Origin of the sequence: Nocardia alni, from assembly GCF_019038435.1 — a bacterium.
Lineage (GTDB): Bacteria > Actinomycetota > Actinomycetes > Mycobacteriales > Mycobacteriaceae > Nocardia > Nocardia alni.
The window spans coordinates 1-12548 of the sequence record NZ_JAGPOX010000079.1; the positions used below are offsets into that span (position 1 = coordinate 1).

Here is a 12548-nt window from a genome sequence, read left to right on the forward strand (position 1 = left end):
CGGTCACCCCCGACTCGATCGCCTGCACCCAATTGATGCCATGACGATGCCCCTGACCGACCTCGATCTCCTGCGCCAAAAGATCCGCCCCGAAACCGATCCCGCCCTGCTTGAGCGCCTCGATCGCGGTCAACTTCCACAACGGCCGCTCGGCCACTCTGACCGCCTGCGCCTCCAACGCCTCAGCCAGCTCACGCGCGATCAACCGCATGATCCCGGCCCCCTCGGCCTCGATCAACGACACCGCCCACGCACCGAACAACGTCGAAAGCGCATACGCGATCTCCGCGGCCATCAACGCCAGCGTGATGATGATCTGCAACTTCGCGTACTCGGTCTGCGAACCCATATCGAACACCGAGTCCGCGAGCTGCTCGAGCCCCTTCACCATCGACTCGACCGAGTTGTCCCCCGAGAAGAACTGATCGAACTGCGATTTCATCTGATCCGCACCCGAACCGGAATAACCGGACAGCGCACTGTCCACCGCCGCGTGCAACGGATCGATGATCCCGTTCAACGAATCAGCCGAATTCGACCAATCCTTGCTCAGCGCGAAAAGCTTGTCCTCATCACCCTTCGGCCACGAGGAACCAGCGAGATACGCCAGCCACTGCAGCTCGGGGGGGATTTCCAGACTCATCGCTCAACTCATCGATCAACGACAGTCGAGTGTTAACGAAAACTTCCCCTGCAGGTCACCCTCGAAGGTGACGTTCCGCGGGCCGGATCCGGTTGTGGCGAGCCGGCTCCGGGTAGGCGCAGCAACAGCCATGAACTGCGATCGCAATGCCGTGGCAACCGAATGTACATGCGCGTCAGTCGAATTCGTGAGATCGGATACCGCTCTCTGAATGTTCACGACGTGTACTCCTGCCCGGCCCGGGAACCCGTGCGATCAGCTCCTGGAGTAAACGGTACCGCAATCTTCTGATCCCCGGCTGTTATCGTTCTCGAGGTTGTTTCTTCATGTGAGCGATAACAGTTACGTGCGTATTACGTGCCTGCTTACGGCCGGATCGGCCCGATGTGCTAGGGCCGATCCGGGCCGACCGATCGGTCAGGAAACCAGCCCGCGACCGGTGGTGAGGGGCAGGTCGGTCGCGGTGAGCAGGCCGGTCCGCGCGCGCACCACGGCCGGAACGGCGCCGACCAGCCGGGCCGCCGTGCCGACCACGCCGGCGCGGGCGTGATCGCCGTCGCTGTAGAGCTGCAGGTCCAGGTGGTAATCCGGCTCGCCCTCGACTTCGACGCGGTAGCAACCCTTTCCGGCGGGTTGCGGCCAATCGGGCGCCAGGCTCGGATGCAGGCGGGTGACGTGCTGCAGGGCGAAAACCTCGCGCCCCGAGCGGATTCCGCTGATCCGGAAGCGGAGTGCGGCGGCCGTGCCGACGGGGATCGCACGGCCGCAGACCTCGAGCTGCTCTGTGGCGGGCAGGCGTTCGAATTCCTGTGTCACGCTGTCGAGTTCGACATCGAGCGCGGCGGCGAGTTGGCGGATCACGCTGCCCCAGGCCAGGGTGAGCACGCCGGGTTGCAGCAGCAGCGGTAGATCGTCCAGATCGCTGCCGAAGCCCATGATCTCGAACAACACCTTCGGATTGTCGTAGGTGGAGTAGTCCATGAGCTCCGAGCACACGACCCTATCGATGCGTTCGCTCGCGCCGGTCAGCAGCAGCGGTAGCCAGTCGTTGGCCCAGCCCGGGTCGATTCCGTTCACCCACAGTGAGGCGCCGCCCTCCTGGGCGGCCTCGACGATCGGGTCGATCGCCTCGGAAGGCAGTGTGCCGTAGGGGAACTGCAGGAAAACCGGACTGCTGGAGACCACGTTGATCCCGGCCCGCAGGAACATCTTCAGATCCTCGACCGCCTCCATCAGCCGGTCGTCCGCCATGGCCGTGTGCACGATGCAGTCGGGCCGCAGCGCGAGCAGTGCCTGTACGTCGGTGGTGGCCAGGATGCCGGTCGGCTGATCCAGTCCGGCCAGTTCGGCCGCGTCCTTACCGGCCTTGGCAGGGCCGGAAACCCAGACACCCACCAGTTCGAGTTCGGGCCGGGCGATGATGGACCGCAGCGCCCACCGCCCGACATTGCCTGTGCTCCACTGCACTACGCGATATGTCATGCCATGTCCTCACAGATCGGGAACGCCCAGTTCGAGGTTCGGGCTCTCGATGCCGCCGTCGACCTCGAGGATCTTTCCGGTGATGTAGCCGCCCGCGCGGGAGCTCAGATAGACGATCGCCGCGGCGATCTCCCAGGGCTCGCCCAGGCGGTGCAGCGGGGTGGCGTCCTCCATCTGCTTTTTGATCTCCGGTTGCTGCGCAACGACTTCCAGCGCCGAGGTGAGAACCGAGCCGACCGCGATGGCGTTGACCCGGATGCGCGGCGACAGATCGGTCGCGGCCAGCCGGGTCCAGTGCGCCAGGGCGGCCTTCGCGGTGCCGTAGGCCAGGAATCCGCGTCCCGGGCTGCGGCCCATCATCGAGGAGATGTTGACGACCGAACCGCCGTCCCCGCGCAGCATATGCGGCACGGCGGCCTGGGTGAGCGCGTGCGCGGTGGACACGTTGAACCGGAACGCCTCCTCGAGGAACTCCGGGGTGGTGGTCAGGAAGGTATTGGGCATGGTGCCGCCGACATTGTTCACGACGATGTCGATGCGGCCGAGTTGCTCGGCGGCGGTCTCGGCGAACGCGGTCACGGTCGCCAGGTCCGACAGGTCGCACGGGACGGTGACCGCTCGGCGGCCCAGGGCCCGGATCTTGTCGGCCACCTCGTCCAGTTGTGCGGTGGTGCGGGCGGCGATCGCGACGTCGGCGCCCGCCTCGGCCAGGCCCAGGGCGGTGGCCGCGCCGATGCCGCGCCCCGCGCCGGTGACGACGGCGACGCGGCCGTCGAGGCGGAAGTTGTCCAGGATCATTCGAAATTCCTCTCGGTGTGGTTCCGGTCACGAAGTCTTAAGAACTTGTGCTTAATTGTCAAGAGATCGTTCTTCGCCCGCTAACCTGCATGATGTGGCAGAAATGACGGCGAGGGAGCGGATCATCCTCGCGGCCGAGCGGCTGATCGCCGAGCGCGGGCAGTTCGTGCCGCTGCGCGATATCGCGGCGGCGGCCGGGCAGCGCAACAATTCCGCGGTTCAGTACCACTTCGGCTCCCGGGACGGGCTCATCGAGGCCGTGGTCGCGCAGCGCATCGCGATGCTCGAGGTGCGGCGCTTGGAACTGCTGGCCGAGCGCGCGCTCTCGTCGCACGGCTCACCGGACGATGTGCACACCCTGCTGGAGGTCCTCGTCGTGCCGATGTTCGAACTGGGCGCCCGGCACGGAATCGGGTGTTATGCGCGGTTTCTCGAGCAGATCCGCACCCATCCGGCGTTGACCGACGAGGCCAACCTGGTCGGGGAGCGCCGCACCTCGGTGCGAGTGATCATGCACCGGCTCGGGCGCGGCCTGCCCGGGCTGGCTCCCGCGCTGCGCGTGCGGCGGCTGCGGCGGCTGCCGACGGTGCTGTTCGCCCTGCTCGCCGATCACGAGCGCGCGGTGGAGGACGGGCAGGTGGAGGCCGGTGATGTGACGGCATGGGCCGAGACCATCGATATGCTCGCCGGAGTGCTGACCGCCCCGATCGTCGAGCGCGCGCTGCTCACATAGCGGGCGGCCCGTCGGCGGCGGTGGGTCGGACGTGGCCGGATCGACCTGGCGGCCATCGGCCGGCGACGGCTACCGTGGGTGCTGTGGATACCGTGGGCGGGCTCTGGGCCGCACCGAATTCGACCGGACCGACCGAAAGCCCTTCGGGCTGGCGAGCTCTCGGGCTGCCGACGCTGGTCGGTGGCGTGGCGGTGGCCGCCGCGGCGCTGGTGCACTTCCACGACCCGCATTCCCAGGGTTCGTACGGCATCTGCCCGTTCTACGCCCTGACCGGTTGGTGGTGCCCCGGGTGCGGTGGCCTGCGCGCGATGCACGATCTGACCGAAGGCCGGATCGTGGACGCGGTGCACAGCAATATCTTCCTGCTGCCGCTGATCCTCGGCTTTTCGCTCTGGTGGGGTGATTGGGTGGTGCGGCGCTGGCGCGGACTGTCGCCCCGCCCGTTCTCGATGAGCCGGATCACATTGATCGTGCTGGTCGTACTGCTCACGGCGTTCACTGTGCTGCGTAACACCTCGTGGGGCACCTGGCTCACGCCGGTGTAGGCATGCGGCATGCTGGTGTTCATGGTCGATTCGCTGAAAGCTCGAATACGCGAGAAGCTCCTGCGCCAGCTCAACGAGGACGGCGCTCCGGATGCCGAGTGGGATGATCCCCGGCAGATCTCGGTGGAGGAGGACCTGGAGGCGCTCGACGCGGTCGCCGAGGACGATCCGCTGGTGGAGGAGCTCGCGGCGCGGTACCTGGTGCCGTGAACCTGCACGTCGTTCCTGGGGTGCCTGCGCGTCATTCCCGCACGATTTCGGCGTGAATCCACCTCCGGTATGGATGGGGTTCCGGTGGATCCCGCCCGAAAGCGTGCTGGGATGGCGGAGTGGCATATGCCGAGGTGACGGGGTGGCACACGTGTGGATGACGGGGAGACGACAGGGCGATCAGAGGGTGCAGGGAGTGGCGCCGGTGGTGGCCGTCGGGGTGAGGCCGGGGCGGGTTTCGGGGACCGGATTCCACTGGCCGTCGGTGCAGGCGTAGTTCCAGTCCGGGCCGTGAGAGACCAGGGTGGCGATCGCATCGACCAGACGGTCCACGTCGGCGGCGGAGGTGCCCAGTCCGATGCTGGCGCGGATCGCGCCGTCCACGCCGAGGCGGGCCAGGAGCGGATGCGCGCAGAACCGGCCGTCGCGCACGCCGATGCCGTATTCGGCGGACAGGTAGGCGGCCACCCGACCAGGTTCGAATCCGTCCAGGGTGAACGCGACGATGCCGACGCTGTCCGCGCTGTCCGACCAGATCCGCAGGAAGTTCACGCCCGCAACGGCTTTCAGCCCGTTTCGCAGTCGCTCCGCGAGGGTGCGCTCGTGCTCGGCGGCGGTGCGCTCATCGATCGCGCCGAGCGCGTCGCAGGCCGCGGCCAGGGCGGCGACACCCAACACGTTGGGCGATCCGGCCTCGTGGCGCTGGGGTGCGGGCGCCCAGTCCGCGCCGGTCGTGGAGACCTGGCGCACCGCGCCGCCACCGGCCAGATACGGCGCCGCGGCGTCCAGCCAGTCCCGGCGGCCGACGAGCACGCCCGCACCGAACGGCGCGTACAGCTTGTGCCCGGAAAACGCGAGGTAGTCGATTCCGTTGGCGCACAGGTCGATCCGGCGATGCGGCGCCAATTGCGCGGCGTCGACCAGGATTCGGGCCCCGCACTGATGGGCGATATCGGCCAGGCGGCGCAGCGGCAGCACCTCGCCGGTCACATTGGACGCACCGGTGATCGCGAGCAGCGCCGCCGGTTTGACGCACAGTTCGGCGACGAGGCGGCGGATGGTCTCCGCGACGGTGTCCGCGGCGCGCACCACGCGGCGGCCGTGGCGGGTCCAGGGCAGGAAGTTGGCGTGATGTTCGATGTCCAGGACCACGGTGTCGCCGGGTACGCAGGAGGCCAGCAGGTTCAGCGAATCGGTGGTGTTGCGAGTGAACACGACGACCTGGTCGTCGGCGCAGTGCAGGAAGCGGGCCACCGCGGTGCGGGAGTTCTCGTAGCAGTCGGTGGAGATGCGCGAGGCGTAGCCCGCGCCGCGGTGCACGCTGGCGTAGTACGGCAGCAGTTCGCTCACCCGGTCGGCGACCTGGGCGAGCGCGGGCGCGCTTGCCGCGTAGTCGAAGTTGGCGTATTCACGAGTTCCGCCCTGTACCAAGGGAACTCGCAGATCACATCCGGAGACGCGGGCGATCGGGGCGCAGCTGGAATCGAGTACGGCAGTCATCACAAATCCCATCGGGTGAGGACCCCGGGGAAATGATCAACGGAGTCCGCGCTTGCCGCACCCGGTCGGGCTACGGCCCGGTCGTCACCCGGAGCACCCCGCCGCGGAGGAGGGTTGCCGACCAGCTAGCCGGGGCTTGACGCTGGCACTCATGACCTGGCACCAGGTTGGCAGATGTCCGGAGACCTTGTCAACTCCCACCCCGATCGTGTCGGCGCGCCAATATTCGCTTGTCATCGCCGCTGAACTGCGCTTCCGTGGATCGGTGAGCGTCTCGTTGCTGCTGGGCTTCATCGGGCTGTGCGCCCTGCTGGCCCTGACCCCCGGACCGGACACCTTCCTCGTGCTGCGCTTCGCGATGTCCGGACGGCGCCCGGCGATCGCCGCGGCCCTAGGCTCGGCGCTGGGCGGAATGGTGTGGGCCACGGTGGTCGCCGCGGGCGTGGCGACGTTGTTGCAGGAGTCCGCGACGACGTATCGGATCCTGAAGGTGATCGGCGGAATCTACCTGCTGTACTTGGGAATTCGTACACTGCTCGCACATCGGCGGGCGGCGGGCGCCGGATCCGCGTTCTCCTCGGAGGCGACGGCCCGAATGATCCCGGCGCGTTCGGCATTCGCCGCGGGGCTGGTGTCGTGCCTGTTCAATCCGAAGGTGGGTCTGTTCTATCTGGCGGTGCTTCCGCAGTTCCTGACCCGGGTGACATTCGCCGGCACGTTGACCCTCGGGGCGATCGAATGTTGCATCGGCGGAACGGTATTGACACTCGTCGCTATCGCGGCGGCACGGACTGTCACGCTGCTGCGCAGGCCGCGTGTGCGAGATCGCTTGGAGCAGATCAGCGCCGGGGTGCTCGCCGCCCTGGGAATCGGCACCATCGCCTCGGCGACGTGAAAGTATTTCACCGCATTTCGTGCGCGCCGTGGTAGGCCCCGTTGTAATACACCAGGGGGGCGGCGATGGGGTGTTCGTCGGTGTTGTCGTGGACTCTGGTGACCAGCGCGATGACCAGGGTGTGGTCGCCGATCGGGAGCAATTGGTGAACCGTGGCGCGGACCCACAGCGGGGTGCCGTGTAATACCGGCTCGCCGGTGTCCAGGGGGGTCCACAGCGAGGAATCGGTGAAACGGTCGGTCGCGTCGCGCGAAAATCGTTGCGCCAGATGTTTTTGGTGTTCGCCCAGGAAATGCACCACGAGTGAATCGGCTGCCGACATCGCCTCGATGCTCGATGAGGTGTGCGCGATATTGAAGGAAATCAACGGTGGTTCGGCGGAGAGTGAGGCGAACGAGGTCGCGGTGAAACCGACGGGGCCGTCGTCCTGCCCGAGTGTGACGATCGTCACTCCGGCTGGATAATGCCGCATCGCCGCGCGGAACTGCGCGGCGGTGATACCGCTGAGATCGTCCACTCTCTCCACAGAACCAACCTACGTCGCGTGTCCGGCGAATATTCCGGTGTGGTCCATTCGGCTGGTCAGTCGACGTCGATCGCCAGGCCCGCTGTGATCCGTACCAACTCGGTGAAGGAGGTGCGGAAGACGGTATTCGGATGCCCACCCGCGGCCCACAGTTCGCGGTGCCGCGACAGCGCGTTGTCCACATAGGTGGACAGGTTGGTCGGATGCCCGACGGGCGCGACCCCGCCGATGGGCTGCCCGGTGACCTCGCGCACCATGGTGACCGGTGCGCGGGTGAGCGCGCCCTGTAATCGCTGTCCGGTGCGCGCCAGATCGACCTGATGCGCGCCGGACACCAGTAACAGCACCGGGTCGTCGTCCAGGAGGAACACCAGCGATTTGGCGATCGCGCCCACGTCGACACCGAGGGCTTGCGCGGCCTCCTCGGCGGTGTGGGTGGGTTTGGTCTGGGTGAGGATCACGCCGTGGTGGCCGCGGGCGATGAGCGTGTCCGAAACCCGGGTTGCGACAGTGGGTAACGACCTGGCCATGGCACCAGAGTAGAGCCGATGCCGGGTTGTCGCCGGGTGGAACTTCGCGGATGGCCGCCCGGCGAGGCAGGCAGCTCAGTATTCGGGATAGCCGATCAGCGGCCCGAGCATCCCCTCGATCCGATCGCGGGTGATGCGCGCCAATTCCTGCGCCGTACGCTCGGAAACCGGTTCGCGGGCAACCGAATCGAACGACCGATCCAGATCGTCCCTGGACAACGCGAGAATTTCGACGGCGGCCGTCGCGAGCAGCGCGTCACGATCCGAATAGGGGCGCGCGTCGGCGAGCCGTTCGGACCACGTGACATGGCCGCAGCATTCGTACAGCGCGTGTACCGCGCTCGTGCGGGGCAACGCATTGAACCGGTCCAGCCCGAGACCTTTGTGCATCAACATGACATACCTGTGCGCATCAAATCGAGGATCTCCGGATACCGAGGGGATAGGGGCATATCACTGAATAATCCGTCCGATCGAGGGGTGATGGCACTGCGGCACACTATATTTTGCGGACCTTTTACATGGGTGTCCGTACCTCCGGGAAGGGCCGCTACGCTGGGCAGATGACCGAATGGAAGGCCTTTACCGTCGATCACCGCGACAAGATCGCGCAGGTGACGTTGACGGGTCCGGGCAAAGGCAACGCCATGGGCCCCGATTTCTGGCGCGAGCTGCCGTTGATCTTCGCCGAACTCGACTCCGATCCCGAGGTGCGCGCGGTGGTGCTCACCGGCTCGGGCAAGCACTTCTCCTACGGGCTGGATCTGCCCGCGATGGCCCCGACGTTCGGGCCGCTGCTCGCCGAGCGCGCCTTCGCCGCACCGCGCACCGAATTCCTGAACGAGGTGCGCCGGATGCAGGCCTCGGTCACCGCCGTCGCGGACTGCCGCAAACCCGTGATCGCCGCGGTCAGCGGCTGGTGCATCGGTGGTGGACTGGATCTGATCGCCGCCGCCGATATCCGGCTGGCCAGCGCCGACGCGAAATTCAGCCTGCGCGAGGCGAAGGTTGCCATCGTCGCGGATATCGGCTCGCTGCACCGGCTGCCAGGCATCATCGGCGACGGGCATCTGCGCGAACTCGCGTTCAGCGCGAAGGATATCGACGCCGCCCGCGCCGAAAAGATCGGTCTGGTCAACGACGTCCACCCGGATCAGGACGCGGTCCTGGCTGCCGCGCACGAGTTGGCGGCGGATATCGCGGCGAATCCGCCGCTGGTGGTGCAGGGCATCAAGGATGTGCTGGACCAGCCCCGGGCCGGCCGGGTCGCCGACGGGCTGCGCTACGTCTCGGCGTGGAACGCGGCATTCCTGCCCTCGGAGGATCTCACCGAGGCCATGCAGGCGGTCTTCGAGAAGCGCTCGCCGGACTACAAGGGACGCTGAACTCACCCGCCGACGCCCGGTGGGAGATCTCCCACCGGGCCAGGGGTGGTCATCAGTGCCCGCCCTGCTCCTTCAGACGCGCGAAGGCCTCGTCGACGAGGGTCTCGGCCTTGGCCCTGTCGCCCCACCCGTCGACCTTGACCCACTTGCCGGGCTCGAGATCCTTGTAGTGCTCGAAGAAGTGCTCGATGGCCTTGCGGTCGAACTCCGGGATGTCGGTGACGTCCTGGATGTGGTCCCAGCGCTTGTCACCGGCGGGCACCGCGACGATCTTCTCGTCGCCGCCGGCCTCGTCGCTCATGATGAGCACGCCCACCGGACGGGCCTCCACGATCACACCGGGGTAGACCGATTCGGGAAGCAGCACCAGGCAGTCCAGCGGATCGCCGTCCGAGCCGAGGCTGTTCTCGACGTAGCCGTAATCGGCCGGGTAGACCATCGGGGTGTAAAGGTAGCGGTCCAGCCGCACCCGTCCGGTCTCGTGGTCGACCTCGTACTTGTTGCGCTGGCCCTTGGGGATCTCGATGGTGACGTCGAACTCCACGTCAACTCCTTCGTCTGATGCTCGTGTTCGTACTCGGGGCAGGCTCGACTCGCCAGTTCGTTCGGCGGAACGCCGGCGAAGTGAGGATAGTGTGGTCGGTGGGCGCACCGGTGCGGCAGGGACGCGATACAGCGGTGTCGCAGGGCTCGAGAGGGAGACTACGGTCAGGTGGCAGGGCGAAATAACAGGAGAAACCGTCGTGGCAGACACCGGGGTCTGTGGATCGGTGTGAGCGTCGGCCTCGTCGTGGTCGTGGCGGTAGCCGCGGCGGCGGCGGTCAGGTTCAAGCCGTGGACCGAGGAATTCCGGCACCACGGGCTGAAGATCACCGCGGCGCCCGCTCCGGTCGCGCCCTCGCCCCAGGTGGCCGCGGCTTCTCCGAATGCTCCCGAACCCAGCAGTCAGGGCCTGACCTCGGCGCTCGCCCCGGTGATCGCCAGCCCGGATCTGGGTGCGTTCAGCGGTGTGGTGACCGACGCCGCGACCGGCGCCGCGCTGTGGAGTTCCGGCCAGGACAAGCCGGTCATCCCCGCCTCGACCACCAAGATCCTCACCTCGGCGGCCGCGCTGCTGGTGCTGCCCGCCGATCATCGCGTCACCACCCGCGTGGTGGCCGCACCGGAGGAGAACGAACTCGTCCTGATCGGCGGCGGCGATCCGACCCTGACCGCGAACCCCGACGGCAAGGGGTATTACCCCGACGGCCCGAAACTGTCCGATCTGGTCTCGCGGATCCGCGCCACCGGCCGCACCTTCGGCAGCATCGTGGTGGACAACTCCGCCTACACCGGTCCGACGCAGGCGCCGGGCTGGGACCCCGCCGATATCGCGGGTGGTTCCTGGGCGCCGATCGAACCGGTCATGCTCGAGGGCGGACGCCTGGGTTCGGCCGAATACGCACCGCGCACCCCGACTCCGGCGCTGGACGTCGGACGGCGGCTGGCCCAGCAGTTGGGGATGGATCCGGCCAAGGTGCACGTGGGCAAGGCCCCGGCCGACGCCACACCGGTCGCGCAGGTGCAGTCCGCACCGCTGTGGGAGCGGCTGACGCAGATGATGACGGACTCCGACGACGTGGTCGCCGAGTCGATCGGCCGCGAGGTCGCGGCGGCCACCGGCGCCCAGCCGTCCTTCGCCGGCGCCGCGCAGGCCGTGCTGACGGCGTTGAACGCGGCCGGATTCGATACCTCCGGGGTGGTGCTGCACGACACGAGCGGGCTGTCCACCGACGACCGCATCCCGGCCCGGCTGCTGAACAAGATCATCGCCGAGGCGGCGGCCGGACCACAGGGCGCCGGCCAGAACACTACCGAGAGCGCCACGGTCGGCGCCACCTCGGCGAGTACGGGCAATCCGCTCGCGCCGCTGCTGGACTATCTGCCGGTCGGGGCGGGTACCGGCTCGCTGGCCTACCGCTACACGACCCCGCGTGACAAGGTCGCCGCGGGATGGGTGCGGGCCAAGACCGGAACTCTGTCGGTTTCCAGCGCGTTGGCCGGGTATGTCCTGGATGACGACGGCCGGGTGTTGACCTTCGCGCTGATGTCGAACGGTGGGTCGACGGATCCGAGCCGGCTGGCGCTGGATGCCGTTGTCGCGACGCTGCGTAACTGTGGATGCTCCTGACGGGTGGATGAGATGACCGGTTCCGAAGAACAAGCCGAGCAGGTCCTGGTCGATGCCGCGACGGGTGAGCTGATTCGCAAACCCAAGCATTCGACGTTGGCCGGCGCGATCGACTGGCAGCTGGCCGCCCGTGCCGGCGCGGCTCTTGTCCCGGCTGGACCCCGGACGTCGCGATATTCGGCCGAACAGGTCGTCGCGGAGCTGGCCGAGGTCTCCGCGCGCGCGGAGGGCCCGGTGCGGGAGGTGAGCCTGCTCGCGGACGACGGTGCGATACCGGAGGCCAGGATCGTGGACCGGCCGGGCTGGATCCACGCGGCCGCCGCGTCGATGACCGAGCTGACAGGCGTCGGTGCCGGCGAGGGCGGTCGGCTGCGGGGTAAGCCGGCCGGGCTGCAGGCGGGTGCGATGCTGGCCTTCCTGTCCACGGCCATCCTGGGCCAGTACGACCCGTTCAGCGGCCCGGACGGCACGCTGCTGCTGGTCGCGCCGAATATCGTCATGGTGGAGCGCGCCCTGGGCGTCTCCTCGCCCGCCGACTTCCGGCTGTGGGTGTGCCTGCACGAGGTGACCCACCGGGTGCAGTTCTCCTCGGCGCCCTGGCTCGGCGACTATATGAAGCACAATGTCGAGGTCCTCGGTGACGTCGGCGACGAGCCGCTCACCGAGATGCTCTCGCGCCTGATGGACGAGGTGCGCGAGCGCCGGTCCGGCGATGCGAGCGCGGATCCGGCCGACCGCGGCGTGCTCGGCCTGCTGCGTGCCACCCAGGCCCCGGCGCAGCGCGAGGCATTGGATCGGCTGCTGATGCTCGGCACGCTGCTGGAGGGGCACGCCGACCATGTGATGGACGCGGCCGGTCCGGCGGTGATTCCGACGGTGGAGCAGATCCGGCAGGCCTTCGATCAGCGCCGTCGCCGTCCAGCGAATCCGCTGCAGCGGCTGCTGCGCGCGCTGCTCGGGGTGGACGCCAAGGTCGCCCAGTACGTGCGTGGCAAGGCGTTCGTGGACGAGGTGGTCGGCCGGGTCGGCATGGCGCGTTTCAACACGGTGTGGACCGATGCCGAGACCCTGCCGCGCACCGATGAGATCGCCGAGCCGGGGCGCTGGATCGCCCGGGTGCTGGGCTGAGGC

General features: G+C 67.8%; 15 protein-coding genes and 1 riboswitch. Of the genes, 7 read left to right on the forward strand and 8 right to left on the reverse strand.

Annotated elements, in window-relative coordinates; translation table 11 throughout:
* The 3 genes from JZ791_RS26545 to JZ791_RS26555 form a co-directional block, all read right to left on the reverse strand.
* The coding region (locus tag JZ791_RS26545; protein WP_368858339.1) for a WXG100-like domain-containing protein at nt 1-643 on the reverse strand (643 nt) is incomplete at its 3' end.
* Between the two features lie 417 nt (nt 644-1060).
* Nucleotides 1061-2125, reverse strand: a complete 1065-nt coding sequence (locus JZ791_RS26550; RefSeq protein WP_216897956.1) for an NAD(P)H-dependent amine dehydrogenase family protein — start codon at nt 2123-2125, stop codon at nt 1061-1063.
* 9 nt (nt 2126-2134) lie between these two features.
* Nucleotides 2135-2923 (reverse strand): SDR family oxidoreductase, encoded by a 789-nt coding sequence (locus tag JZ791_RS26555; RefSeq protein ID WP_216897957.1) that lies wholly within the window; start codon nt 2921-2923, stop codon nt 2135-2137.
* A gap of 103 nt (nt 2924-3026) precedes the next feature.
* Between JZ791_RS26555 and JZ791_RS26560 the strand changes: the two genes are divergently transcribed.
* The 3 genes from JZ791_RS26560 (at nt 3027) to JZ791_RS26570 (ending at nt 4411) form a co-directional block, all read left to right on the forward strand.
* Nucleotides 3027-3656 (forward strand): TetR family transcriptional regulator, encoded by a 630-nt coding sequence (locus tag JZ791_RS26560; protein WP_254206344.1) that lies wholly within the window; start codon nt 3027-3029, stop codon nt 3654-3656.
* An 83-nt stretch (nt 3657-3739) separates the two neighbouring features.
* Entirely contained in the window at nt 3740-4201 is a 462-nt protein-coding gene (locus JZ791_RS45310) for a DUF2752 domain-containing protein (RefSeq protein WP_308163107.1), read from the forward strand.
* 21 nt (nt 4202-4222) lie between these two features.
* Complete coding sequence (locus tag JZ791_RS26570; protein WP_216897960.1) at nt 4223-4411, forward strand: hypothetical protein; 189 nt, start codon at nt 4223-4225, stop codon at nt 4409-4411.
* A 180-nt stretch (nt 4412-4591) separates the two neighbouring features.
* Here JZ791_RS26570 and JZ791_RS26575 read toward each other — a convergent pair whose 3' ends face one another.
* Complete coding sequence (locus JZ791_RS26575) at nt 4592-5911, reverse strand: aminotransferase class V-fold PLP-dependent enzyme (protein WP_216897961.1); 1320 nt, start codon at nt 5909-5911, stop codon at nt 4592-4594.
* 43 nt (nt 5912-5954) lie between these two features.
* A riboswitch (SAM riboswitch) is annotated at nt 5955-6068 on the reverse strand.
* Here JZ791_RS26575 and JZ791_RS26580 point away from each other — a divergent pair.
* Nucleotides 6063-6806, forward strand: a complete 744-nt coding sequence (locus JZ791_RS26580) for a LysE family translocator (protein ID WP_216897962.1) — start codon at nt 6063-6065, stop codon at nt 6804-6806. It overlaps the preceding riboswitch by 6 nt.
* Before the next feature lie 7 nt (nt 6807-6813).
* On the opposite strand, the gene JZ791_RS26585 is transcribed toward JZ791_RS26580, so the two are convergent.
* The 3 genes from JZ791_RS26585 to JZ791_RS26595 all read right to left on the reverse strand — a co-directional run bounded on the left by JZ791_RS26585 (nt 6814) and on the right by JZ791_RS26595 (nt 8258).
* A complete protein-coding gene (locus JZ791_RS26585; RefSeq protein WP_216897991.1) occupies nt 6814-7278 on the reverse strand; it encodes a flavin reductase family protein in 465 nt (154 codons plus the stop codon).
* A gap of 110 nt (nt 7279-7388) precedes the next feature.
* A complete protein-coding gene (locus JZ791_RS26590; RefSeq protein WP_216897963.1) occupies nt 7389-7862 on the reverse strand; it encodes a YbaK/EbsC family protein in 474 nt (157 codons plus the stop codon).
* Between the two features lie 75 nt (nt 7863-7937).
* Entirely contained in the window at nt 7938-8258 is a 321-nt protein-coding gene (locus JZ791_RS26595; protein ID WP_216897964.1) for a 2-oxo-4-hydroxy-4-carboxy-5-ureidoimidazoline decarboxylase, read from the reverse strand.
* Between the two features lie 167 nt (nt 8259-8425).
* Here JZ791_RS26595 and JZ791_RS26600 point away from each other — a divergent pair, with 167 nt between their 5' ends.
* Nucleotides 8426-9247: a crotonase/enoyl-CoA hydratase family protein gene (locus JZ791_RS26600; protein WP_216897965.1), complete on the forward strand. Its 822-nt coding sequence runs from the start codon at nt 8426-8428 to the stop codon at nt 9245-9247.
* A 52-nt stretch (nt 9248-9299) separates the two neighbouring features.
* On the opposite strand, the gene ppa is transcribed toward JZ791_RS26600, so the two are convergent.
* The gene (gene ppa, locus JZ791_RS26605; RefSeq protein WP_216897966.1) at nt 9300-9791 is read right to left on the reverse strand and encodes an inorganic diphosphatase; all 492 of its coding nucleotides are present in this window, start codon (nt 9789-9791) and stop codon (nt 9300-9302) included.
* A gap of 168 nt (nt 9792-9959) precedes the next feature.
* On the opposite strand from ppa, the gene dacB reads away from it, so the two are divergent.
* Together dacB and JZ791_RS26615 are read left to right on the forward strand one after the other, a co-directional pair.
* Nucleotides 9960-11417 (forward strand): D-alanyl-D-alanine carboxypeptidase/D-alanyl-D-alanine endopeptidase, encoded by a 1458-nt coding sequence (gene dacB, locus JZ791_RS26610; protein ID WP_216897967.1) that lies wholly within the window; start codon nt 9960-9962, stop codon nt 11415-11417.
* Between the two features lie 12 nt (nt 11418-11429).
* Nucleotides 11430-12545 (forward strand): zinc-dependent metalloprotease, encoded by a 1116-nt coding sequence (locus tag JZ791_RS26615; protein ID WP_216897968.1) that lies wholly within the window; start codon nt 11430-11432, stop codon nt 12543-12545.
* Nucleotides 12546-12548: the final 3 nt, after the last annotated feature.

Excerpts from the sequence above, each read along its gene's own strand:
- JZ791_RS26550 (WP_216897956.1), bottom strand. The coding sequence starts at position 2,125 with ATGACATATCGCGTAGTGCAGTGGAGCACAGGCAATGTCGGGCGGTGG.
- JZ791_RS26555 (WP_216897957.1), bottom strand. The coding sequence starts at position 2,923 with ATGATCCTGGACAACTTCCGCCTCGACGGCCGCGTCGCCGTCGTCACC.
- JZ791_RS26600 (WP_216897965.1), top strand. The coding sequence starts at position 8,426 with ATGACCGAATGGAAGGCCTTTACCGTCGATCACCGCGACAAGATCGCG.
- JZ791_RS26590 (WP_216897963.1), bottom strand. The coding sequence starts at position 7,862 with ATGGCCAGGTCGTTACCCACTGTCGCAACCCGGGTTTCGGACACGCTC.
- JZ791_RS26585 (WP_216897991.1), bottom strand. The coding sequence starts at position 7,278 with ATGCGGCATTATCCAGCCGGAGTGACGATCGTCACACTCGGGCAGGAC.
- JZ791_RS26575 (WP_216897961.1), bottom strand. The coding sequence starts at position 5,911 with ATGACTGCCGTACTCGATTCCAGCTGCGCCCCGATCGCCCGCGTCTCC.
- JZ791_RS26570 (WP_216897960.1), top strand. The coding sequence starts at position 4,223 with ATGGTCGATTCGCTGAAAGCTCGAATACGCGAGAAGCTCCTGCGCCAG.
- JZ791_RS26560 (WP_254206344.1), top strand. The coding sequence starts at position 3,027 with ATGACGGCGAGGGAGCGGATCATCCTCGCGGCCGAGCGGCTGATCGCC.
- JZ791_RS26595 (WP_216897964.1), bottom strand. The coding sequence starts at position 8,258 with ATGTTGATGCACAAAGGTCTCGGGCTGGACCGGTTCAATGCGTTGCCC.
- JZ791_RS26580 (WP_216897962.1), top strand. The coding sequence starts at position 6,063 with ATGACCTGGCACCAGGTTGGCAGATGTCCGGAGACCTTGTCAACTCCC.
- JZ791_RS26615 (WP_216897968.1), top strand. The coding sequence starts at position 11,430 with ATGACCGGTTCCGAAGAACAAGCCGAGCAGGTCCTGGTCGATGCCGCG.